This is a genomic window from Nocardia sp. CDC159, assembly GCF_023740735.1.
Lineage (GTDB): Bacteria > Actinomycetota > Actinomycetes > Mycobacteriales > Mycobacteriaceae > Nocardia > Nocardia pulmonis.
In genome coordinates, this window is record NZ_JAMRXH010000001.1 from 92,454 (window position 1) to 115,316 (window position 22,863).

At 69.6% G+C, this 22,863-nt stretch carries 22 protein-coding genes; 12 read left to right on the top strand and 10 right to left on the bottom strand.

What is annotated here, in order from left to right:
* The first annotated feature begins 46 nt into the window (after positions 1–46).
* The 7 genes from NDR87_RS00420 to glpT all read left to right on the top strand — a co-directional run bounded on the left by NDR87_RS00420 (position 47) and on the right by glpT (position 6,322).
* Positions 47–607 carry a TetR/AcrR family transcriptional regulator gene (locus tag NDR87_RS00420; protein ID WP_251909371.1) on the top strand — a complete coding sequence of 187 codons (561 nt, stop codon included), beginning with the start codon at positions 47–49 and terminating at the stop codon, positions 605–607.
* Entirely contained in the window at positions 604–1,347 is a 744-nt protein-coding gene (locus tag NDR87_RS00425) for an arylmalonate decarboxylase (RefSeq protein WP_251909370.1), read from the top strand. The genes NDR87_RS00420 and NDR87_RS00425 overlap by 4 nt, the downstream gene beginning before the upstream one ends.
* Positions 1,348–1,362: 15 nt before the next feature.
* Positions 1,363–2,028 carry a hypothetical protein gene (locus NDR87_RS00430; protein WP_251909369.1) on the top strand — a complete coding sequence of 222 codons (666 nt, stop codon included), beginning with the start codon at positions 1,363–1,365 and terminating at the stop codon, positions 2,026–2,028.
* Between the two features lie 83 nt (positions 2,029–2,111).
* Positions 2,112–2,816 (top strand): hypothetical protein, encoded by a 705-nt coding sequence (locus tag NDR87_RS00435; RefSeq protein ID WP_251909368.1) that lies wholly within the window; start codon positions 2,112–2,114, stop codon positions 2,814–2,816.
* A gap of 219 nt (positions 2,817–3,035) precedes the next feature.
* The gene (locus NDR87_RS00440; RefSeq protein ID WP_251909367.1) at positions 3,036–4,190 is read left to right on the top strand and encodes a GGDEF domain-containing protein; all 1,155 of its coding nucleotides are present in this window, start codon (positions 3,036–3,038) and stop codon (positions 4,188–4,190) included.
* A gap of 34 nt (positions 4,191–4,224) precedes the next feature.
* The gene (locus tag NDR87_RS00445) at positions 4,225–4,818 is read left to right on the top strand and encodes a TetR/AcrR family transcriptional regulator (RefSeq protein WP_251909366.1); all 594 of its coding nucleotides are present in this window, start codon (positions 4,225–4,227) and stop codon (positions 4,816–4,818) included.
* A gap of 136 nt (positions 4,819–4,954) precedes the next feature.
* The gene (glpT, locus tag NDR87_RS00450) at positions 4,955–6,322 is read left to right on the top strand and encodes a glycerol-3-phosphate transporter (protein WP_251909365.1); all 1,368 of its coding nucleotides are present in this window, start codon (positions 4,955–4,957) and stop codon (positions 6,320–6,322) included.
* Here the strand turns inward: glpT and NDR87_RS00455 are convergent, their stop codons facing one another.
* The 6 genes from NDR87_RS00455 to NDR87_RS00480 form a co-directional block, all read right to left on the bottom strand.
* Complete coding sequence (locus NDR87_RS00455; RefSeq protein WP_251909364.1) at positions 6,323–6,787, bottom strand: hypothetical protein; 465 nt, start codon at positions 6,785–6,787, stop codon at positions 6,323–6,325. It abuts the gene before it with no gap.
* 53 nt (positions 6,788–6,840) lie between these two features.
* The gene (locus NDR87_RS00460) at positions 6,841–7,830 is read right to left on the bottom strand and encodes a TAXI family TRAP transporter solute-binding subunit (RefSeq protein ID WP_251909363.1); all 990 of its coding nucleotides are present in this window, start codon (positions 7,828–7,830) and stop codon (positions 6,841–6,843) included.
* Positions 7,827–9,833: a TRAP transporter permease gene (locus tag NDR87_RS00465; RefSeq protein WP_372494075.1), complete on the bottom strand. Its 2,007-nt coding sequence runs from the start codon at positions 9,831–9,833 to the stop codon at positions 7,827–7,829. The genes NDR87_RS00460 and NDR87_RS00465 overlap by 4 nt, the downstream gene beginning before the upstream one ends.
* Before the next feature lie 255 nt (positions 9,834–10,088).
* On the bottom strand, positions 10,089–11,621 hold the full coding sequence (locus tag NDR87_RS00470) for a M1 family metallopeptidase (RefSeq protein ID WP_251909362.1): 1,533 nt from the start codon (positions 11,619–11,621) through the stop codon (positions 10,089–10,091).
* A gap of 191 nt (positions 11,622–11,812) precedes the next feature.
* On the bottom strand, positions 11,813–12,961 hold the full coding sequence (locus NDR87_RS00475; protein WP_251909361.1) for an alkaline phosphatase PhoX: 1,149 nt from the start codon (positions 12,959–12,961) through the stop codon (positions 11,813–11,815).
* A 130-nt stretch (positions 12,962–13,091) separates the two neighbouring features.
* A complete protein-coding gene (locus NDR87_RS00480; RefSeq protein ID WP_251909360.1) occupies positions 13,092–14,093 on the bottom strand; it encodes a saccharopine dehydrogenase in 1,002 nt (333 codons plus the stop codon).
* Positions 14,094–14,175: 82 nt separating this feature from the next.
* Here NDR87_RS00480 and NDR87_RS00485 point away from each other — a divergent pair, with 82 nt between their 5' ends.
* Positions 14,176–14,748, top strand: coding sequence for a TetR/AcrR family transcriptional regulator (locus NDR87_RS00485; protein ID WP_251909359.1), 573 nt, complete (start codon positions 14,176–14,178; stop codon positions 14,746–14,748).
* A gap of 18 nt (positions 14,749–14,766) precedes the next feature.
* Here the strand turns inward: NDR87_RS00485 and NDR87_RS00490 are convergent, their stop codons facing one another.
* Entirely contained in the window at positions 14,767–16,161 is a 1,395-nt protein-coding gene (locus tag NDR87_RS00490) for a DUF2252 domain-containing protein (protein WP_251909358.1), read from the bottom strand.
* A gap of 38 nt (positions 16,162–16,199) precedes the next feature.
* Entirely contained in the window at positions 16,200–16,637 is a 438-nt protein-coding gene (locus NDR87_RS00495; protein ID WP_251909357.1) for a hypothetical protein, read from the bottom strand.
* A gap of 163 nt (positions 16,638–16,800) precedes the next feature.
* Between NDR87_RS00495 and NDR87_RS00500 the strand changes: the two genes are divergently transcribed.
* The 3 genes from NDR87_RS00500 to NDR87_RS00510 all read left to right on the top strand — a co-directional run bounded on the left by NDR87_RS00500 (position 16,801) and on the right by NDR87_RS00510 (position 19,573).
* Positions 16,801–17,205: a hypothetical protein gene (locus NDR87_RS00500; protein ID WP_251909356.1), complete on the top strand. Its 405-nt coding sequence runs from the start codon at positions 16,801–16,803 to the stop codon at positions 17,203–17,205.
* 129 nt (positions 17,206–17,334) lie between these two features.
* Positions 17,335–18,108, top strand: a complete 774-nt coding sequence (locus NDR87_RS00505; protein ID WP_251909522.1) for a metalloregulator ArsR/SmtB family transcription factor — start codon at positions 17,335–17,337, stop codon at positions 18,106–18,108.
* Positions 18,109–18,220: 112 nt separating this feature from the next.
* Positions 18,221–19,573, top strand: coding sequence for a phosphatase PAP2 family protein (locus NDR87_RS00510; protein ID WP_251909355.1), 1,353 nt, complete (start codon positions 18,221–18,223; stop codon positions 19,571–19,573).
* Between the two features lie 5 nt (positions 19,574–19,578).
* On the opposite strand, the gene NDR87_RS00515 is transcribed toward NDR87_RS00510, so the two are convergent.
* Positions 19,579–20,898 carry an APC family permease gene (locus NDR87_RS00515; RefSeq protein WP_251909354.1) on the bottom strand — a complete coding sequence of 440 codons (1,320 nt, stop codon included), beginning with the start codon at positions 20,896–20,898 and terminating at the stop codon, positions 19,579–19,581.
* A 95-nt stretch (positions 20,899–20,993) separates the two neighbouring features.
* Between NDR87_RS00515 and NDR87_RS00520 the strand changes: the two genes are divergently transcribed.
* Entirely contained in the window at positions 20,994–22,019 is a 1,026-nt protein-coding gene (locus NDR87_RS00520) for a TIGR03617 family F420-dependent LLM class oxidoreductase (protein ID WP_251909353.1), read from the top strand.
* On the opposite strand, the gene NDR87_RS00525 is transcribed toward NDR87_RS00520, so the two are convergent.
* Positions 21,970–22,839, bottom strand: a complete 870-nt coding sequence (locus tag NDR87_RS00525; RefSeq protein WP_251909352.1) for an enoyl-CoA hydratase/isomerase family protein — start codon at positions 22,837–22,839, stop codon at positions 21,970–21,972. The genes NDR87_RS00520 and NDR87_RS00525 overlap by 50 nt on opposite strands.
* Positions 22,840–22,863 lie beyond the last annotated feature (24 nt).

Consider the following 22,863-nt stretch of genomic DNA (forward strand, 5'->3'; position numbering starts at 1 on the left):
ATGTACTGCTAATGCGAATCCAAAACAACCTGTATCGTTTATTGCTGTGAACAGACCCGGACGACCTGCGGGCCCGGCAGTGGAGACCGAGGAACTCGTGCTGACGGCGGCCCTGGAACTCGTACTCGCCGAGGGCGCCGCGGCCCTGACCCCGCAGCGGTTGCACGCGGCCACCGGCGTGGCCCGCACCACCATCTACCGGCACTGGCCCACGCCGAAAGACGTACTGGCGGCGCTGATCTCGGTCGCACCGCATCCGTCGCCGCGACCCACCGGCGATTCGGTCGCCGATCTGCGCGCAGAGGTCGATCTGCTCTGTGATCGCCTGCGCGACAAGCCCGTCGGCGCGTTCCTACGTGCCCTCGTCAGCGCCTCGTCGGCCGATCCGGACTGCGTGCCGCTGCGCCACCGCTACGTCGGGGATCTGCTCGCACCGTTCCACCGCGCGCTGCGGGCGCTCGGCTTCACCGACGAGGACCGGATCGCGGAGGCCGCCCTCGCGATCGTGTCGCCGCTGCTGGTGGACGTGCTGCTGCTCGACCGCCCGGCCGACCGCGACCGCGCACACCGCGCCGTGGACGGCCTACTCGCGAAGGATCGGATATGACCAATGTCGTCGGCACCAGGGCCGTCTTCGGCGTCGTCGTGCCCAGCACGAATACCGTTGTCGAACACGACTATTGGCGTGCGGGGGTGCCGGACATCGCCTATCGCGCCGGATCGATGTACATCCCGAATCCGGTGATGGGCGACGATCGCGACTTCGAGGCGCTGATCGCCCAGATCCGGGCATCGATCGACACCGCGGTCCGCGATGTGCTCACCGCCCAGCCCGACCGCATGGTCATGGGCATGTCGGCGGAGACGTTCTGGGGTGGGGTGGCGGGCAATGCTGCCTTCGAGCAGCGGCTGCGCGATAGGACCGGATTGCCGGTGACCACCGGTGCGAGTTCGTGCCGGGCGGCGCTGCGCACCTTCGGCTGCCGCCGAATCGCGGTGTTCTCGCCGTATCAGCCGATCGCCGATACCGAGGTCGGCCGGTTCTTCACCGAGGCGGGTTTCGAGGTCGCCGCGATCACCGGATTGCGCTGTCCCACGGCGATGGATATCGCCCGGGTCGAACCGGACCGGCTGCGCGCGGTGGTCGCCGAGCTCGACGGGCCGGATGTGGAGGCCATCGTGCAGGTGGGCACGAATCTGTCGTTCGTGGCGCTCGCCGACGAGCTCGAGCGGGTGCTGGACAAGCCCGTCATCGCCATCAACGCGGCCACGCTCTGGCATGCGTTGCGCGAGCACGGCATCGACGATCGCGTCGAGGGGGCGGGGCGGCTGCTGCGCGAGTTCTGAGATCGGAGCGGGTGGATGCTGTCGGCGGCGCTGCTGGTCATTGCCGCGGTGCAACTCGGATCGGCCGTCGCGGTCGGGCGGGTGCGCGGCGAGGGTGCGATGCGGCGTTGGCTGTTGCGCGTGGTCGCGCTCGGACTCGCCTACGACGCGGCGGTTTTCGGGCTCGGCGCCGTCGTGGGGGAGGGGGAGGTGTTGCGGGATGCGAGCTTTGGCCGCTTCCTCGCCCATGCGGTGCTCACGCCACTGCTGGTGCCGTGGGCGGCGGCGCTGTCGGGGCGGAACCGGCGCGACGCGTGGGCGGTCGTGGTGGTGCTGATCGGCTGGGGTGTCCTCGTCGAGCTGCGGCATCTGGAGCTGGTCCCGCGGACCTTCGCCGACACGCTGCGCTACGCACCCGCCGACCCGACGGCTCCGATTCCGGCGCTGATCGTCATGGTCGTGCTCCTGGCCGCCGGGGTCCGCGCGTGGCGACGGCGGCGCTGGCCCTGGCTCGCGCTCGGGGCGGGGGCAATGTTCGCCGCCGCGGCGGGAGGAACGGTGATCCCGCCGCTCGGCAATGCCGGTGAGGCGGTGCTGCTGGCGGCGCTCGTGTGCACCGAAAGATGGTTCGTGGATCCGGAATTCGAGCCGCCCAGGCCCGGGCGCGCCGGAATTTTCCCGCGGTTCGGCCGAAGGGCTTGACGACCGTGGCAGCTGGGCCGCACCCTCGTCCAGGAGAAATGAAACAATGTTTCTCTTGGAGAAACGCCGAGAACGGAGTCCCCGTGCGTATCCGATCCTTCTCCCTGCTCGCGGCGTTGTCGACGGCCGCGGCGGCATTGCTCGGAATCGGCAGCGGCGCAACGGCGTCCGCGGCCGCACCGGAGCCGACTTTGTTCGGTAACCTCTGCCTGCGCGCGCAGGCCCAGACGGCGAATCTGGACGTCATCGACTTTCGCCGGGCCGGTGGTTCGCTGCGCAACGTCGACTACCCGGATATGGCGTCGTTCGCGGCGTCCAAGCCGCAGGTGCAGCCGCTGACAACCACCCGATACAACACCTATGCGGATGCGGGTAACAGCCAGCCGAAACAGGTGCGCTGCAAGGGAAAGTCGGCCGATCACATCGCCGCGGTGTACGGAGCCGACATCGCGGGTCCGGAAGCCGACTGCGCCGCCGTCAACCGGCAGACGGTGCGCGAGGTGGCCGCGATGCTCACCCCCGCCGAACGTCGGGAGCTCGTGCATCGGCCCGAGGACGTCGTGATCGACCCCGATACGGTCGCCGCGACCGGGCAGGAGTGGGTCGCCGAATTCCCGGTGGCCCTCGTGGACGCCGCCCAGCGATTGCACATTCCGTCGAAGTCGCTGTACGTGCCGCTGAGTACCCCCGGCATCCCCGAGGCGTTCAAGGGGCAGCACTACTGCACATTGATTTCCCACCACTACCTGAAGCAGCTGATGCTGGGGCGGGTGGTCGCCACCGCGTAGTGAGCCGGCCGCGCCCGGTGACGGTTGGGCCTATTGCGGCATAGGTCGTGTTCGCCGCCGGTGTCGAGCGGCGAAGTTGTTCATCGTCACAGTCGCCGCGGTATCCATGTCGCCCCGCGCGAGCTAACCTTATTTGCCAAGCGGTAGCTATCTATCTGCCACCCGTGGTTACCTTTGCTGGGGATGTCGCTCTGAGACTGGCCTTTTGGGAGTCAGCGCATGGACGATCGGCAACTGCTGCGCAGGTTGTGGCGCGGGAATGATCTCTACTTCCCGCTGATGGAGATCATCGCGTCGCGTTCCGCGGTGGTGTGGCTGAAGGCGACGGTCGGGACGGTGGCCTGGGCCGTGAGCGTCATCGCGCTGTCGATCTCGCTGTTCGACCGCAATACCGGCATCGGGGGGCACGTGGGTGCGGCGGTCGGCGCGGCCGCGGCGGCGCTGTGGGGGCTGCGCTGGTTGACCCGGCCGATGCCGGACGAATCGCAGGCCGTGGCCCTGTTCGCGGTCGCGGATGTGCTCACCGCGGCGCTCTGCGTGCCGATCGGGGGTGTCTTCGTCACCTGGGCCGGCGTGCTGCTGCTGTTCGCCATCGGCATCTATTTCGGACTTTTCCACAACGCGAAGGTCCTCGCCGCTCATGTGGTGTGGTCGGTGGTGTTCGCGATGGTCTTGACGGCGGGGCTGGCGCGGCAGGGAAAGCCGCTCGCGGTCGTGGTGTCCTTTCTCGTGCTGGTGTTGGTTGCCAATTGTGTGCTGCTACCCGGATTGCATTTCGTCTGTGGCGTGCTGTGGACCGAGCTGCTCTCCGACCCGCTGACTGGGCTGTGGGATCGCCGCGGCCTCCGGACGCGCGGGCGCGCGATCGTCGAACAGGCGGGGCGCCTGCCGGTGTGCGTGCTGGTCATCGATCTCGACCGCTTCAAGAAGGTCAACGACACCTTCGGGCATCACATCGGCGACGACGTCCTGGTGCGAACCGCGGACCGGCTCCGCGCCACGGTCCCCTCGCACGCCGTCATCGCCCGCACCGGCGGTGAGGAATTCGCCGTCGTCGTCAGACTGCCGATAGTCGAGGCATACGCGGTCGCCGAGCGGCTGCGCCGCGCCATCGCCGAAACGGCCGATCCGGTCGCGGTCACCGCCAGCATCGGAGTGGCGGCGATCGGCATCGACGAGGCTCGCCGCCATGGCTCGGACCACATCGCCGCAACGCTGGCCTGTCGCGCCGATGCCGCGATGTACCGGGCCAAGCTCAACGGCGGCGACAACGTCGCGCTCGACGACATCACCGCCGGGCTGATGCTTCGGATCCCCGAGTGGCGCCGCCCAGCTCGATCCGCGACGCACACCCAGATCTCACTCTCCCCGTGAGACGACCTTGGCGGGTCAAAGTAGAGTTGCGGGGGTGAGCACGCCGCGAGTGCGCAGGAGTCCGGAGCAGGCTCGCCGGTTGATTCTCGACGCGGCGGCCGAGCTGCTGGCCGAGGGTGGGGTCGGTGCCGTGCAGGTGCGGGCGGTGGCCGCGCGGGTGGGGATGACCGATGCCGGGGTGACACATCATTTCGGGAATCGGGAGAAGTTGCTCGGGGCCCTGCTTCGACACGGCGGGCGGCGGATTCGGGAGGCGATCTCGGAAGTTCTCGGGACCTGGCTCGCGCGCGGCGCCGATATTTCGGAGCTCGTCGAGGAGCTCGCGGCGGCGTATCGGGGCGGCTACGGAGAGTTGGCGGTGGCGCTGCGCGCGGCGGGGTGGCGGGATCGTGGGAGTGGGATGCTCGATCCCGTGGTCGAGGCACTGCACCGGCTGCGGGCGCCGGGGAGTGCGCTCGATGAGACCCGGCTCGCGGTCGCGGCGCTGCACCAGGCGATGGTCACCGAGTCGCTGTACGGCAGCGACTTCCGGCGCAGTGCGGGGCTCACCGGGGCCGCGGCGGACGACTCGGGGCCGCAGCTGGATTGGTGGGCCCGTCAGCTGCGGCTGGCGCTCGGCATCCGATAGCCCGGTCCTTGGCGGCGGGATTTGCCCATTCAGACAATTCACAGCTAACGTCGCACGCTGGCCCTCCCCAGGTGCGGCGAGGGCCCGGCATGAGGTGATCCCGCATGCTCGACAGTCGTAAGTGCCTGGAGGCCGAATGCTGAGCATCCTCGCGCCCGCACCCCACCGGGAGCGGTTGCCCGAGAACCGGATCGATCCGCTGTACCGGCGGTTGCGCTGGCAGATTTTCATCGGCATCTTCTTCGGCTACGCGGCCTACTATCTCGTGCGCAAGAACTTCGCGCTGGCCATTCCGTACCTGACCGACGGCGAGCACGGCGATTTCACCAAAGGCCAGATGGGCCTTGTGCTTTCGGCCATCTCACTGGCATACGGGGTGTCGAAGTTCGTGATGGGCCTGATCTCCGACCGGGCCAATCCGCGGGTGTTCCTGCCGCTGGGGCTGGTGCTGTCGGCGTCGGTCATGATCGTCATGGGCTTCGTGGAGTGGACCACCTCCAGCGTGCTGGTGATGTTCGTGCTGCTGTTCGTGTGCGGCTGGTTCCAGGGCATGGGCTGGCCGCCCGCGGGACGGACGATGGTGCACTGGTGGTCGCAGAGCGAGCGTGGCCGCATCGTGTCGGTGTGGAACACCGCCCACAATGTCGGCGGCGGCCTGCCGCCGCTGCTGTTCCTGCTGGGCATGGCCTGGTTCCACGATTGGCGCTCGGCGTTCTACATGCCCGCGTTCATGGCGGTGGCGGTCGCGGTCGTCGCCTATCTGCTCATGCGCGACACCCCGCAGTCGGTGGGTCTGCCGCCGATCGAGGAGTACAAGAACGACTATCCGAAGGACTACTCGGCCGCCGACGAGGTGGAGCTCACCGCCAAGGAGATCTTCACCCGCTACATCCTGCCCAACAAGCTGCTGTGGTACATCGCCTTCGCCAACGTGTTCATCTACCTGCTGCGCTACGGCGTGCTGGACTGGTCGCCGACCTATCTCAAGGAGGTCAAGCACTTCACCCTGGACAAGTCCTCCTGGGCCTACTTCCTCTACGAGTACGCGGGCATTCCCGGCACCCTGCTGGCGGGGTGGATGTCGGACAAGGTGTTTCGCGGTAATCGCGGCGCCACCGGCGTGTTCTTCATGGGTCTGGTCACCGCGGCCACGGTGATGTTCTGGATCGCCCCGGCCGATATGCCCGCGGTGAGCATGGCGTGCATGATCGTCATCGGCTTCCTCATCTACGGCCCGGTCATGCTGATCGGTCTGCACGCGTTGGAGCTGGTGTCGAAGAAGGCGGCCGGTTCGGCCGCCGGATTCACCGGCCTGTTCGGCTATCTGGGCGGATCGGTCGCGGCCAGCGCCGTCATCGGCTTCACCGTCGACCATCTCGGCTGGAACGGCGGTTTCGCCATTCTCATCGGCGGCGGCGTGGCCGCGGTGCTGCTGCTCGTGCTCACCATGATCAGTGAGAACAGGCAGCGCCAGGAGGAGGAACCGGTCGCGGCCCGCCCGTAGTCAGCCCTTGCGCAGCGTCCCGGTGACGGTGCTGCCCGCGGGGCCGGTGCGGTAGGCGAGGCCGCCGTCGGTGTGCAGTTGGGCGGTGGTGCGGGGGTCGGTGTCGCAGCCCATGCCAGTGCTGGAGCGGGCGGTGAGGGTGAGTTCGGTCTCGGTGGCGGCGCTGACGCGTTCGGCGTACTCGCAGCGGGCGCCGGAGGCCTTGTTGGTGACCGTCCGGTCGGCGGTGTCGCCGGTGATGCGGAGCACGATGTCGAAGGTGTCGCGGCCGTTGTCGGCGACGCCGCGCCATTCCCCGACGAAGGCCGGGGAGACCTGGGGCGCGGGGGAATTGGTGTTCTCCGGATCGCGCATATAGGCCACGACCGCGATTCCCACGGCGAGCACGGCGATCGGTCCGACGACGGCCAGCCGCATCCGGTGTTTGCGGCGGATCGCCCGCTGCTCCGGCGTCTCCCACTCCACCCGACGAGTCTATGCCCGTCGCCGCCGCCGAATCCGTGCTTTGCCGATGCCGGTCAGGACAGGGCCTGGTCCGCACCCCGGTGCAGCGGAACGGGATCGGTGTTGCGGGCGGTGTCGCGGCTGATGCCCTTGGCGGCCGAATTCGCCTGTTCCAGTTGGGGTTTGCGGTCGTAGAGGGTCTTGGTGAGGACGCAGGCGAGGTTGGGGTCGAGATCGTCGCGGACCAGCAGGACGTTGGGGACGACGACGGTGGGGACGTCCGCGGGGAGTTTGTAGGTGGCCGCGGGAATGGGGGCGGCCTCGTAGACCGCGCTGATCTCGCGCAGGCGGGGCAGCGCCGCGGAGATGTCGAGCAGCTGGACGCGGTCGCGGGCGGAGGTGAACAGGTCGGTGATGCCGGGGGTGGGCAGGCCGCCGGAGAAGAACATGGCGTCGATGGAACCGTCCTTCATGCCGTCGACGGTCTTGGTGAGATCCAGCCGCTGCGCGGCGATGTCGCGTTCGGGATCGAGTCCGGCCGCGCGCAGCACCCGCTGCGCGATCACCTCGGTGCCGGATTTGGGCGAGCCGGTGGAGACCCTCTTACCGCGCAGATCGGCGAGCGAGCCGATATTCGCGCCGGTGCGCACGACGACCTGGGTGTAGTTAGGGTACAGCCGCGACAGCGCCCGCACCGGTTGCTTCTTGCCCTCGAAGCTGTCCTTGCCGAGTACCGCGTCGGCGGCGGTGTCGGCGAGGGAGAACGCGACCTGATAGGTGCCCGCGACCAGCTGCTGGATGTTCTGCACGGACGCACCGGTTTCCGCGGCCGTCGCCTTGACCCGCCCGCCGGTGGCCTGGGAGATCTGATCGGCGTAGGCGTTGCCGAGCGCGAAGTACACCCCGGTGGCGTTGCCGGTCGCGATGCCGATCCTGGTGTCCTGCCCGACCTCACAGGTCACCGGTCCGTCGGCGGCGCCGGACGGCGCGTCGCGGCGGCCGCCGCATCCGGCCAGTCCGGCGGTCGCCACGACGACCGCGCACACCAGTGCGGCTGTTCTCATGCGTTTCTCCTTCGATCGAGCAGCGCGAGCCCGGTGGCGGTGGCCAGCGCGGCCGCACCCACCAGCATCGACACCGGTTCCAGATACAGCAGGGCCAGCCCGCCCGCCCCGGCACACACCCGCGCGGGCGCCCCGGCCGGGCCGATGCCGAAAAGCCAACCGCCCGTGGCGATCGCGAGCGCCGCCACCGCGACGCAGGCCACCACGGTCGTCCACAGCACGCCGAGCAGCGGCCCGCGGCCGAGTAGGTGATCGCCGGGCCCGCTGAGCACGAAGACCACCGGCACCAGGAATGCGGGCAACGCGTACTTCAGCGCCTGCCGCATGGTCGCCATGGTCCGGCCCCCGGTGATCGCCGCCGCGCCGACGGCGGCCAGCGCGGTCGGCGGCGTCACCTCCGACAGCACCGAGTAGTAGAAGACGAACATGGCGGCGGCGGGCGCGGGCACGTCCAGTGCGAGCAAGGCGGGTCCGATGACCGCCCAGCCGATGATGAACGAGGCGGTCACCGGCACCGCGAGCCCGAGCAGCGCCAGCGCGATCGCCGCGAAAACCACTGTGGTGGCGAGGACTACGGTGTGATCCTCGGACAGCGCCCGCGCCGCCCGCACCAGCAACGCCGCCGCCTGCGCGCCCAGCCCGGTCTTGGTGGTGACGGCGGTGATCACCCCGGCCGCCGTGCACACCGCGACCACCGGCAGCGCCGAGCGCACCCCGCTGCCCAGCGCCTCGAACACCCGCCGCGGCGAGGTCGCGACCGCGCGGGTGCGGCGATCGAAGAGGGCGAGCACGAAGGCCAGCGCGGTGGCGTAGACGACCGCGCGCGTGGCCGACACGTCCAGCAGCAGCAGGACCACGATCGCCACCAGTGACAGGAAGTGATATCCGAAGCGGCCCAGCAGCGCCCACGCCGAGGGCCCGGCGATCTCGACCGGCCGGGTGCCGAACCGGCGCGCATCGATCTCCACGGCCAGCAGGATGCCGAGGTAGTAGAGCAGCGTCGGAATCAGCGCCCACCCCAACACCGTCACATAGGAGACGTTCAGATATTCGGCGACGATGAACGCCGCCACCCCGAGCGTGGGCGGCGACAGGATCGCGCCGACACCGGCCGCGGCGAGCATGCCGCCCGCCTGCTCCGGCGGATAGCCCGCGCGACGCAGGATCGGCCAGGTCACCGCCCCGACGCTGACCGCGGTCGCGGTGCCCGATCCGGAGACGGTGCCGAGCAGAAAGCCCGATGCCACGGTGGTGCGCCCGGCCGCGCTGCGCGAGCGCCGGAACACCGCCACCGACAGGTCGACGAAGAACTGCGCGGCGCCGGAGAATTCGAGAACCGCGCCGTAGAGGGTGAACAGCACGATATAGGTGGCGGCCACATCCAGCGGGGTGCCGTAGAACCCGCTGCCGGAGTTGTAGAGCGCGTCGACGATCTGGGCGAAGTCCAGTCCCGCGTGCGCCACGCTCCACTGCTGCGGCAGCAGCCCGCCGTAGTAGCCGTAGGCCAGGAAGGCCAGGCATACCGCGGGCAGCACCCAGCCGGTGGTGCGGCGGCACGCCTCGAGCACCAGCACCAGCAGCACCGCGCCGAGGGCGACGTCGAGCGGGTCGAGCAGGCCCTGCCGGTTCAGGAAGGCGTCGTATCCGCCCGCGCCCGAACCGATCTGCCACGGCAGCACCGGATACAGGCACACCACCACCGCGAGCGCGGCCAGCGCCCAGTCCACGATCCCGGGCCCGCTCGCGCCGCGATCGAGCCAGCGCGCCCCGGACCGGTAGGCGAGGAACACCAGCGGCAGCGTCCCGGCGAGAAAGATGACCAGGTAGTACTGACTGCCCTGCGGCAGTGGCCGGAACACCTGCCACAGCACCAGCAGCGCCACCGCGAACGATACGCCCGCGACCACCCGCTCGGCCCAGCCGCGCAGCTCACGCGCGGGCCGCTCCTGCTCGTCGACCTCCACGGCCTGCACCCGCGCATCGTCGTCATCGGCGGCGACGATCGGCCGATTCGGTGAATTCGCTTGCGCTGAGGCGTCTTCGGGCCGCGTGTGCTGCGGCGCGGCGATCACCCGTTCGTCGTCCGGCGCCACATCTCCACCTTCTCCCGGCCGCGCGGTGTCGATCACCGCGCGGGTCCGATATGGGCGAAAACGATAGCAACGGAGCGGGTTGTCGCGGGGCCGTTCGGCGCAAAGGCCGACCGCGGCGCAGGGCACCCGCCGGGGTCGGCCATATCACTGGTCTACCCGGGTGCGTCACCTCCGACCCTTGCGATCACCCTGTCCCAGTGGCCAGTTCGCCCACTCGCCGGGCAGCTGCTCCTCCTGCATGGACCTGGGACCGGCGCTCAGACTGCCGGGGAACAGATATTCGTCGGCGGGCCGCTGCCTGCCGTTGAGCCAGGCGTTGAAGAAGCCGGTCAGGTTCTTGGTGGTGCGGGACTGGACGAATTCCCGGAAATCCGGGATCGAGGCGTTGGCATATTTGTATTTGGCCAGGAAATCCTTCAGTGCGGGGTAGAAGACGTTGTCACCGACATAGCGGCGCAGGGCGTGCAGGAACAGCGGTCCGCGGGTGTAGACCACGGTGAATTCGTTGCCTCTGCCCGGATCATACAGCGGTGTGCGCCAGACGTTGGCCCGATCGGCGGCCGCCAGGGCGTTGCGATAGATCTGGTCGGGATTCTGGTTGCCCGCCTTCTCCGGCCACAGGAAATCCGCGGTGTAGCTGGCGAAGCATTCGTTGATGCAGATGTCCTTCCACTGCTTGATCGACACCGCGTTGCCCCACCACTGATGTCCCTGCTCGTGGACCACGGTGTTCAGATCCACCCAGGGCGCGTAAATGGGTCTGGTCTGGGTCTCGAGCGCGAAATTCAGATTGGTGCTGACGTACAGGCCGCCACCGGATTCGAACGGATACTTGCCGTACACCTGCTCCACGACATCGAGCACCTGCGGCAGTCGCCGCTCGAGGCTCTGCTTGTTCTCCGCACCGGGCGCGAAATAGCTCAGCAGCGGCGTGCCGTCGGAGCGCCGCTGGGTCAGGGGTTTGAACTTGTCGATTCCGATCGTCGTGAGATAGCCGATGATCGGATTCTTGTGCTCCCAGACCACGGTGTGCTTACCGGATCCGGCGGGGGTGTCGGAGGTCTGGATGCCGTTGGAGACCACGCCCCAGCCGGTGGGCACGGTCGCGCGCACGGTGAAGGTGACCTTGTCCAGCGGGGTGTCGTTGAGCGGGTACCACGTTGTCGCCGAATGGGGTTCACCCGCCGCGAACGCACCGCCGCTGGGGGAGATCGTCCAGCCGTTGCCCTGGGTGTTCTGGGCGGTGCCCTGATAGTCGACGACCACCGTGAACTGCTGGTTCAACGGCAGTGCCGCGGCCGGGGTGACGACGAGTTCGTGCTCGCCCTGCCGCGCGAAGCGGGCCGTGACGCCGTTGACGGTGACGGCCTTGACCGGGGGACCGGCGAAGTCGAGGTTGAATGCCGACAGGTCCTGGGTGGCCTTGGCGGTGATGGTGGTCTTCCCGGTCAGGCGGCGGCTGGGCGGGTCGTAATCGATGGCGACGTCGTAGTGCAGGGCGTCGTAGCCGCCATTGCCGTCCTTGGGGTAGTAGGGATCGCCGAGTCCGTCGGAGCCCGGCGTGGGCGGTGCGGGCGCACCCGGCGGTGCGGGTGCGGCGGCGACGGGCGCCCCGGCCGCCAGGGCCAGAACGAGGAACACCGCTGGCGCGGTCACCGCGCGCCAGCGGCGTCGGGCTGAGGAGCGTTGCATGCCCATGGTGCACAACCTTTTCGCGAATGACACCCGGAGCAGGGGCATCCAGGGGTCGTAATGAATTGCGGTACAAGCCATCTCGGTGAGAACTCACCAGGCCCGTACTGTGATTGCACACCAGTAGGGGTTCGGGGCGGGACGAAATCAGGGGTGCCGGAACACCGCGTAGGGGTTCCGGACCGCCCGGCATGGTCTCAGCGGAAGGGCCCGGTCACCTCGTAGGTGATGCCGCCGCTGCTGGATCCGGTGGTGCCGCGCTGGGAGGAGAAGTACAGCCGCCTGCCCGCGGGATCGAGGGCGACGCCGCACAATTCGGAGCGCGACTGGCCGTTCACCCGCAGGAACGGGGCGACGATATCGTCGGGGGTGATGAGGCAGACCTCCATATTGCCGCCGTCCTCGGCCACGAACAGATCCCCGCTCGCGCTGCCGGTGATGTTGTCCACGCCGGTGAGCGGGGCGTTCGCGGTCAGGTCGTCGTCGTAGGCGATGGCGAGGGTATTGGCCGCCGCGTCGTAGGCCCAGACCCGGTTGTCGCCCTTGGTGGTGAAGAAGCAGGTGCCCGCGCGGTAGTAGCAGCCCTCACCGCCGTTGAACTTGCGCGCCGCGGCGACCTGGCGGCGGGTGCGGGTGGGGCTGCCGTCGGGATCGGGCACGTCGGCCCACCCCACCGCGCCCTGCCCCGCATCGATGAGCACCTGCAGCTTGCCTGCGGACAGGTCGCCCCAGGTGGTCGGGATGAATCGATAGAAGCAGCCGTCGGATTCGTCCTCGGTGAGGTAGACGACGCGGCGATCCGGATCGGCCGCGGCGGCCTCGTGATTGAACCGGCCCAGCGCCGGACGCCGTACGGCCTGCCTGCCGCCCGCCGGGTAGGTCTCGTAGACGTAGCCGCGGTCGACCTCCTCGCACGACAGCCAGGTCTGCCAGGGCGTCGCACCGCCCGCGCAGTTGCGGTTGGTGCCGGACAGGATCGAGTACGCGCCGATGATCTGGCCGTCGGCGGCGAAGCGCACCGCGCCGACTCCGCCACCGCCGAAGCCGATTTCGGAATTGGAGACGTAGATCCAGCCGGATCCGTCGGCGAAGCAGGCGCCGCCGTCCGGGGCGCCGTGCCAGGTGTAGGCCGTCCCGGGCACCTTGGTGCCGGTGCGGGCGATGACCCGGCTGGTGAAGCCGCTGGGAAGCATGATCCCGTTGGCGTCGGCCGGTTGGAGGGGTCCGTAGGGGCTGTCCCCGGCGCGGGCGGGATAGCCCAGCGCCTGGGTTGTGATGCTGAATCCGAGGGCTACCGAGGTACCGGCGCCGATGACCGCTGCGCGCAGAAATGTTCGACGTTCCACCGTTCGTTCCTTGATTTTTCGGGTGGTGGGGGCTGTCGGAATCATTATCTGCGGACCCGCCCCGCGCCGGGGCGCGGAACCCGCTGGGCGGGAAACCCCTTAGGGGTGCGGGTTCTGACTCTGGGTCGCCTCAGGCGTCGGCGAAAACGGTCCCGATCTCGCGCATCCGCTCGACCGCGTGCGTCGGATCGATCAGCGACTCCGGGGTGTGGATGCCGGGTGCGACGAGCTCGCCGCGCAGCCCGAGCAGTCGTTCGACGCCCAGGGCGATACCGAGCGCGGTCAGCGGCCGCTGCCCGTCCGGGTGCACGACATAGCGGGTCACCCGCCGCGGCGCGCCCGACCGGTCCACGCCCTCGAGGTCGATGGCGATCTCCGCCGTCGGGGATCCGCCGCGGCGGCGGCCCCCGGATTCGCCGATGGCCCAATCGAAACGGACGTTCGCCGCATCGGCGGCCAGGGCGACACTGGGCACATCGGGAACGGCGATACTCTGGCCGGCCAGCTCGACGCCGTCCATGCCGCGCACCCGGACCTGTGCCTCGGCCGCGGGCAGCCAGGTGAACACGCCGTCTCGGCGCACGAGCGCAGCGTCACCCGCGGCCATCAGACGCTGCACATCGGCCAATCCGGCGGGCCCGCCGGTGTCGGTCTCGTCCAGGATGGCGCTGACGCGGACGCTGTCGACCCGAGCGAACCGCGCGGCCTCGTGCAGGACCGCCAGGGTGGCCAGACCCGCGAAGAAGTGGCTGGCGAGGAGAATCGGTGCGGCCGAGGGCCGTTGCGCGCCCGCGATGACCTCGGGGCCGATTTCGGCCAGTCCGCTGGAGATGCTCAGATACGGCAGTCCGTGCCGCTGCGCATAGCGCAGGCCCCGCAGCCGCCGGTCCCACAGGGCCGCCACGACCGCCGTGTGCTCGTGCTCGGTCAGGCCGAGATCGTCGCGATCCAGATCGATCGTCACCGTCTCGGCATCGCCGAGTTCTTCGGCCACCCGCCGCAATCGCGAGCGATCGCGCCCCGCGAGGGTCAGCGGCAGGCTCGGGTGCCACCGCCGCAGCATATGCGCGGCTCCCGCCCCCGCCTGACCCGAACCACCCAGAATCAATACCGATTTCGGTTGTGCCGCCATGACTTTCACTCCGATCGCTATACCTACACTTTGTAGCCTACACTTTGTAGCTAAGCTGGGGCGGTACCGCAAGGGAGGTTCGATGACGACACCGGTTCGCCTGTCCAAACCGGCCCGGCGCGAGCAACTGCTCGACGCCGCCCTGGCGATCGTGCGCACGCACGGCGCCGACGCGCTGACCCTGGTCACCCTCGCCGAGGCCGCCGGGGTGAGCAGGCCCGTCGTCTACGACCACTTCGGCACCCGGCCCGGGCTGTTGCTGGCGCTGTATCGGCGGCTGGACGAACGGCATCGGGGGGCCTCGGCGCGGGCGCTGCGCGCGGCCGGGCCCGATCCGGGCGCGATCGCCCGCGCCACCAGTGCCGCCTACTTCGCCTGCGCCACCGATATGCCGGAGTTCACCGCGATTTCGGCCGCGCTGAAGGGTGATCCGGAGATGGAGGCGGTGCAGCGGGAGATGTACGACAGCTACGCAGATATGGTGGCCGCCGCGTTCGCGCCGCACACCGCGCTCGGCCCCGCGGCGCTGCGACTGCGCTGCGTGGGGGTGTTCGGCGCGGCCGAGGCGATCGCGGACGAACTCAATCGCGGCCGCACGACCGTCGAGGAGGCGGTCACGGCGCTGACCGATCTGATCGTGGGCGCGCTGCGATAGCGGTGGCGCGCGGGCGGTTCAGTCGCCGTCGGGCTCCGCGGCGATGCGCCCGGCGCGGACGGCCGCCACCAGAGTCGCATGGTCGGCCTCGGTGCGATCGGCGTAGCGGACCGCGAAACGCGCCACCGCGTCGTCGAATTCGTCGGCGTCGGCGAGATAGCCCGCCAGCACGCGCGGATCGGCCGAGCGCGCGTGCGCGCGGGCCAGCAGCGACCCGGCGAGTCGGCCGTAGTCGTCGAGGTCCTCGGGCTCGAGTTCGGAGGGGTCGATGCCGCCCTTGAGATTGCGGAACTGCCGCACGATGAACGGGTGCTCCCCGCCATCGACGCGAATCGTGGTCCAGCCCAGCAACATATCGCTCTCGGCCTGCACCAGCCGCGCGCCGCGCACGATGCGCTCGCCCTCGTGGCGCGGGGCAGCGGCGGCGACGAAGGGCGCCAGCGCGGACGGGGCGGCCTGTTTGACCTGTAGCACCAGCACCTCCTCGCCATTGCCGTGCAGCAGCGCCAGATAGCTGCGCAATCCCACGCTGCCGGTGCCGACGATGCGAAAGGCGATGTCGGAGACGGTGAATCGGGCCAGCAGATTGCCCCGCGAGCCGATCAGGGTGTCGGCGTAGGCGTGCAGGCCGTCGATCACGGCCGCCTCGACCGCATCCTCGACCGGGGTCAGGATCGGCGGATCGCTGACGAAACGCCGCTGGCGGATACCGGTTTCGTGATCCTCGAGGTGTTCGGTCCACTTGCGCGCCACCCGGGCGCTGGTGTTGCGGCGGGCCTTCTTGGCCGCCCGGCGGAAATCGTCGAGCAGCGCGTTGGCGCGCGAGTGCGCGATCACCGACTCGTCGGGCAGCGCATTCCACGAGGCCAGGAACGGCTGTTCGGCCAGCCGCACCACGGCGGTGCGGTAGGAGGTCGCGGCATCGCGGGCGGCGGCGAAGCAGTCCGCGGCCGAGGAGGCGCCCTCGCGTCCGGCCAGCACCAGGCTGGCCGCGAGCCGCTCCAGATCCCACTCCCACGGCCCGGCGATGGTGTCGTCGAAATCATTGATATCCATGATGATTTCGCCGCGCGGGGTGCCGTAGAGGCCGAAGTTCGCGGCGTGCGCGTCGCCGCACAACTGGGCGAGCGGGCCGCTGACCGGGGCGTCGGCGAGATCGGCGGCCATGAGCCCGGCCGCCCCGCGGAAGAATGCGTAGGGCGAGGCGGCCATTCGGCCCATCCGCAGCGGAACCAGATGCGCCAGCCGGTCGGCGTTGGTGGCGGCCAAGAAGTCGAGCACATCGGGCCGACGCGGACCGGCGGCCGCGCGATCGCGGCAGACGAACGGCGTCCGTTCGCGCAGGGCGGCGCCCCGCGCGAACGCGTCCTCGGCGCTCAGGTGGTCCCGCAGATCGATTCCCGGCGTGCTCATGGGGTTTCACGCTACCGCCGGGGGCGGACCGATCGGTCTTACGGGACGGTGATCTCGGTCTTACCCGCCTGATGCGGGCGGTTCGAGGTCAGTTCGGCGGTGATCCGGCCCGGCCCCGTCTTGGCGGTGTAGGCGATGCAGATCATGACATCGCAACTGTTCGGGGCGAAGGAGATGTCGAAGGAATCGGCGCCCGAGGCGCCGGTGGTGGTGTTGTGCCAGCGCAGGGTCATCCGGGCCGAGCAGGCGATCGGCAGACCCGACACGACCGTGGGCATATGCCAGGCGAATCCGACCGAATCGGGATATTCGGGCGACGTGCTCGCCGTGATGTCCTGGCGGCCGACACACGGTCCGCTGGTGAGAGTCGTTGTGGAGAAGGTGGTTCGGGCGGCCTGGGCCGGGGCCGCCAGGGCGAACAGGGTGGCGGCCGAGGCCACCAGGGTAAGGGCGACGCGCGTGACTGTCCGGTGCATAGGTGCACGCTAGGAAAGCGGGATTGACGCCGGTAGCCCCCGCTTCCTGTGCCCCTACGGGGTCGCCGCGCCGCTGGCGTCCTGTAACGAACCCCCCGGGTGCCGACGATGTCGGAAGAGTTCGTCAGTGTCGATCGAAAGGGTGGTGCCAAAGGTGAAGAACATGACGTTCGCCCGACGGGTGGCCCTGGGAGCGGCCGCCGCGGCGGCGACGGCCACCGTGATGGTGGCGGGCGCGGGTACCGCGGCCGCCGACGAATGGCCGGTACAGCAGCCCAACAGCCCGGTGTCGGTATTCGACGCGAAAGGCTTTCTGACGCCGGACAATCCGGCCTACTGGAATCCGCTCGACACCAGCTACCGCCTCACCTCGCCCTACGGCAACAGCACCCGCGTGGTCTGCACCGCCTTCCACGGCGTGATCATGCAGTGCTGGCAGGCCGATCACAACGGCAACCCGCACCAGCTGAAGCAGCTGCCGGTCAACTTCCCGGCGATTGTCGGCTGGCAGCAGCTCAACGGCGGCGCCAATTTCGTCTATCCGGGATACCTGCCCTTCGTCAGCTGACCCGCACCGATCTCGGGCACGCCCCGGGTCCGACGGCCTCGCACGGCCGCGGCCCGGGGCTTTCTCGTTTGCCCGTTGACTTATGCAGGTAAATACCTGCATGATTTGGTGGTGTCACCCGAAACGGATATGGACGCGGTCTTCAAGGCCCTGGCCGACCCGACCCGGCGGCTGCTGCTCGATCGCCTGCGCGAGCACAACGGGCAGACCCTGCGCGAGCTGTGTGAGCGTGTGGCGATGGCGCGGCAGTCGCTGACCCAGCACCTCGACATCCTCGAGCGGGCCGGACTCGTCACCGTGCTGCGGCGCGGGCGCGAGCGGGTGCACTACATCAATCCCGCACCGATCCACGACATCGAACAGCGCTGGATCTCGGTGTTCGACAGGCCGCGGCTGGACATCATCGGCGGCATCAAATCCCGGGCAGAGGAGTTGGCCATGAAAACAGCGATCCCCACCTACGTCTACGTCACCTACATTCGCGCCACCGCCGAGCAGGTGTGGCAGGCGCTGACCGATGCCGATCTGAGCGCGCGCTACTGGGGCAACGCGAATGTGTCGGACTGGCAACCGGGTTCGGACTGGGAGCATCGACGCGTCGACGGCTCGGGGGTGGTCGACGTGGTCGGGAAGGTGCTCGAATCCGAGCCGCCGAATCGGCTGGTGCTCACCTTCGAGGATTCCCCGCATCTGGACCGGGAGCGCTCGATCGTCACCTTCCGGATCGAGCCCCACCTCGACATCGTCCGGCTCACCGTCACCCACGAGAACCTGCCGAACGACGAGATGTACCAGGGGATCGCGCACGGCTGGCCGGCCGTGCTGGCCAATCTCAAATCGCTGCTCGAGACCGGCACGGTGCTGCCGCAGTCGCCGTTCGACATGTCGGCGACCTCCAGCTAGCGGGGCGCCACCCGCGCTCGGGCGGCGCGGCGCACGGGCCGGTTCCAGTGGGCGAGACCGACAAGATCATTCGGTGGACGGTTCTCGTTCACATCGTGTTTACGATGTCCCAATGCTTGTGGACGACGTGCAAGGGGGCTCGACGCCCGCGGCCGATCCGGTGGTTGGTGAGGGACCCGGTGGACGTCGATGGCGGATGGTGCTGTGGTGGTGCGCCGGGGCGGCGGCGGTGGTGGCGCTCGTCGGCGGGGAATTGATGGCCGCGCACATCGGGGCGTTGGGGCCGTTGACGAGTCTGGCCCGCGATTTCGCCGGATCGCCGAAGTCGGCGACCACCTCGTGGGCCGGATTCGGGCTGGCGCTGGTCGGACTGCGCACCCGCGAGCGGATCGTGGCGGGGGCGGCCGCGGTCGGGATCGATCTGGTGTTCGTGGCGGCGCGTGCGGTCGGGGGGCACAAATTCACCGTGGGCAATGGGCCGACGCTGGTGCTGACCGCGTTGGCGGTGGTCGTGGTGCTGCGCTGGGCGGGGGAGCGGCGGCGAACGGCGTTGCGCACCATCGGCATCGGGGCGCTGCTGATTCTCGCCACCAAGGTCAGCGAGATCTGGCTCGACATCACCGCCTGGGCGTGCCCGACGGTGCTCGACGCGTATGTGCAGGCCGCCGATCATGCGCTGGGCAATCCGTCGTGGCTGGTCGGCCAGTGGTTGGCCGCGGCCGGACCGGTGGCGCTGGGCGTGGTGCGGTGGGTGTATTTCGAATTGCCGGTGGCGGCCATGGTGGTGGCGTGCTGGCAGTTGCGCGGGGTCGCCGCGGGGGTGTGGCCGCGGCACCATCTGGTCCGGACATTTCTGACCCTCGGACTGGTGGGACCGATCTGGTATGTGGTCTTTCCGGTGGTCGGCCCGGTGCTGGCGTACGGCCCGGAGGGACACGGCTTCCAGATCGCCGACGTGTGGCCGAATATCGTCCCGGCCGCGCCGACGGCGGTGGGGCCGTTGGCTTTCGACGCGATCACCCCGCGCAACTGCATGCCCTCGCTGCATACCGCGTGGGCGCTGTCACTGTTCATCCATTCCCGGCGCGGGCCGTGGTGGCTGCGTTGGGGCGGGGCGTTCTGGCTGGTGTGCACGCTGGTGGCGACGCTGGGCCTGGGCGCGCACTACGGCATCGATCTGGTGGTGGGCGCGGCGCTGGGTCTGACGGTGGAATCGGCGCTGCGCGATCCGGATCGCGGCTGGGACCGGGCCCGGGTGCGGGTGGTGGCGATGGGTGCGGTCCTGTTCGCCGGGACGCTGCTGTGCATCCGATTCCTGGCGGTGCCGATGGCGACCCACCCGCTGCTGTTCGGACTGGTGATCATGGGTTCGCTTGCGGCCCTCGGCTACACGTTCTACCTGACGTGGTTCGCGCCGTCGGCGGTCGACCGGCACGAGCCGACCGCGCACCTCGTCGATCGCTGAGCGCTTCAGGCGCTCGTGGGTTGCATCTCGCCGGGAGTGTGCCGCCTGCGGCGGACGATATTGACCGCGGCGAGCAGCAGGCCGAGGCCGACGAGTATGCCGCCGCGCAACCAGATCCCGGCCTCGATGCGGGTGAACAGGAACAGGCACGACACCAGGGCCAGGCAGGGGACGGGCCAGGGGACGCGGAAGTGATCGGGGGCGTCGCCGGACTCGCGGCGCAGCAGCAGGACGGTGGCGTTGACGGCGGTGAAGACGATGAGCAGCAACAGCACCAGGGTTTCGGCGAGCGCGTCGACCTCGCCGGTGAGGGCGAGGGCGAGCGAGACCGCGGTGGTGGCGGCGATCGCGACCCAGGGGGTGCGGCGGCCGGGCAGCAGGCGTGACAGCACCGGCGGCAGCAGCCCGTCGCGGGCCATGCCATAGGCCAGCCGCGAGGACATGATCCCGGTCAGCAGCGCACCATTGGCCACGGCTACCAGGGCGATGACGCTGAACAGCCGATCGGGCACGCCCCCGGCCGTCCGCACCACCTCGAGCAGCGGCCCGCTCGATTCGGCCAGCCGGTCGGTGGGCACATCGGCACTGGTGACGATGCCGATCAGCAGGTAGACCACCCCGGCGGTGAGCAGCGCCCCGAACAGCGCCCGCGGATAGGACCGGCGCGGATCACGCACCTCCTCGGCGAGATTGGCCGAGGTCTCGAAACCGACGAAGGAGTAGAAGGCCAGCACCGCCCCGGCGAGAGTCGCGCCGATGACGCCGTGCTCGGCGGTGCCGATGTGAGTGAGTCGGCTCGGATCACCGTCGCCGCGCAGCAGCACCCAGCCGCCCAGCCCGATGATCAGCAGCAGACCGCTCAGTTCGATCACGGTGGCGACCACATTGGCGCCCAGCGATTGTTTGATGCCGCTGACATTGAGCAGCGCGAGCACCGCGAGGAACACCACGATCACCGCGATCGTGGGCAGTTCGACCAGGGCGCGCAGATAGTCACCGGCGAAACCGCGGGCCAGCGCGCCCACCGACACCACCCCGGCCGCGAGCATGCAGCAGCCGATCACCGATCCGGCGGCCGGTCCCAGCGCCCGGGTCACATAGTGCGCCGACCCGCCCGCGCGCGGATACTTCGTCGCCAGTTCGGCGTACGACGCCGCGGTCAGCGCGGCCATCACCAGCGCTACCAGCAGCGGCAACCACACCGCCCCGCCCGATGCCCGGGCCACCTGCCCGACCAGGATGTACACCCCGGCGCCGAGCACATCCCCGAGGATGAAGAAATACAGCAGTGGGGTGCGCACCGCCCGGTGCAGAGAGATCGCCATGCCCTTCCCATACCCGCCTGCGCGCCGAAGAAGCAGGTCCCACTGGCCGGAACCACCGTGCGCCGGGCGGTGTGCGGGCGTGATTGCGTAGGTGGATGCGGATCGATATTCAGCTGGACGCGCGGCCGGACCGGGTGATCGAGCGGGCGCGGGAGTTGACGGCGTCGGGCGTGGACGGGTTGTTCACCTTCGAGGGCGCCCACGACGTCTTCGTCTCGCTGGCGGCGGTCGCGCCGACGGTACCGGTGCAGCTGACGACCAATGTGGCCGTGGCCTTTCCACGCAGTCCGCTGCACGTCGCGCATATGGCCTACGATCTGCACCTGCTCAGCGGCGGGCGGTTCCGGCTGGGGCTGGGTTCGCAGATCCGCCCGCATATCGAGAATCGGTACGGCGCGAGCTGGTCGCGGCCCGCGGCGCGCCTGGGTGAATTCGTGACCGCGGTGAAGACCATTCTGACCGCCTGGCAGGAGCGGACCCCGCTGAACTTCCGCGGCGAGTTCACCCGCCACACCCTCATGCCGCCGACCTTCGATCCGGGCCCGAATCCGCACGGTATCGCGCCGGTGCTGATGGGCGGGCTGGGCCCGCGCATGGTGCGCACCGCGGCGCGGGTCGCCGACGGGCTGCTGGTGATGCCGTTCAACAGCGAGCGGCATTTCCGCGAGCGCACCCTGCCCGCGGTGGCCGAGGGCCTGGCGCGCGCGGGCCGCGCGGCGGCGGATCTGGAAATCGTGCCGCAGGTGATGGCGGCGATGTGGCGCACCGAGGGCGAGCGGCAGCGGGCCGAGGCGGGGGTGCGGCGGCTGATCGCGTTCTACGGCTCGACCCCGGCGTACGCGCCGGTGCTGGAGGTGGAGGGGCGGGCGGAGCTGCGGCCGCGGCTCAACGATTTGTCCAAACGCGGTGCGGTGGCGGCGATGAGCGAGTTGGTCGACGACGCACTCCTCGCGGCGATCGCGGTGCGCGGGACGCCGGAGCAGTGCGCGGCGCAGATCGTGGCACGGTTCGGCGCGGTGGCGCAGCGGGTGTGCGTCTACTTTCCCGGCTACGCTCCGCCCGCGCCGCAGCTCACCGATCTGGTTGCGGCGCTGCGCCATTCGCCGCGCGCCCGGCGTTGACATCGAGGGCGGGCAGTTGGCTGGGCCGTCCCGTCCACGCGGGGGTCCGGCGCCGCAGGTAGGCGCGCATGGCCTCGCGGGCATCGTCGTGGCCCATGAGCGCCACATGTGCCTCGGTCTCGAGCGCGCCGACGGTCGCGGCGTCGTATTCGAACGACGACCACAGCATCCGCTTACTTGTCGCGACCGCGACCGGCGCGGTGTGCTCGGCGATAGCGCGGGCCAGGCCCAGCGCCGCGTCGAGGACCTGTTCGGCGGGCAGTGCCTCGTGGCACAGGCCCAGCTGGTAGGCGCGGCGGCCGTCGATGGTGGCACCGGTCAGTAGCAGGTAAGCGGCCCGCGACATCCCGATCAACCGCGGCAAGATCCAATGCGAGTACCCGTCGCCGACCATGCCCCGGCGCACCTGCACCACACCGTAATTGGCATCGACTGCCATGATGCACAGGTCGCATTGCAGCGCGAGGGTGAGCCCGATCCCCAGCGCGTGGCCGTTCACCGCGGCGATCACCGGCTTGCGGAGCCGCCAGGCGGGCGGGTCGGCCCCCTCGGCGCTGAAGTCCTGTCCCGGGTCGGTGAAGGTCCGCTCACCGGCGGTGAGGTCGGCCCCGGCGCAGAAGGCGGGTGGGGTGCCGGTGAGGACGATGGCGCGAATGTCGTCGTCGGCATCGCAGCGCCGATAGGCCAGGGACAGTTCGCTGCCCATGCGGCGGGTGTAGGCATTGCGGCGCTCGGGGCGGTGCAGGGTGATGGTGGCGACGCGCTCGTGCACGCTCAGCCGTAACGTCTCGTAGGGCAATGGGTTTGGCTCTCGATCCACCCTTCGAGGCTTAGCACCGCACGG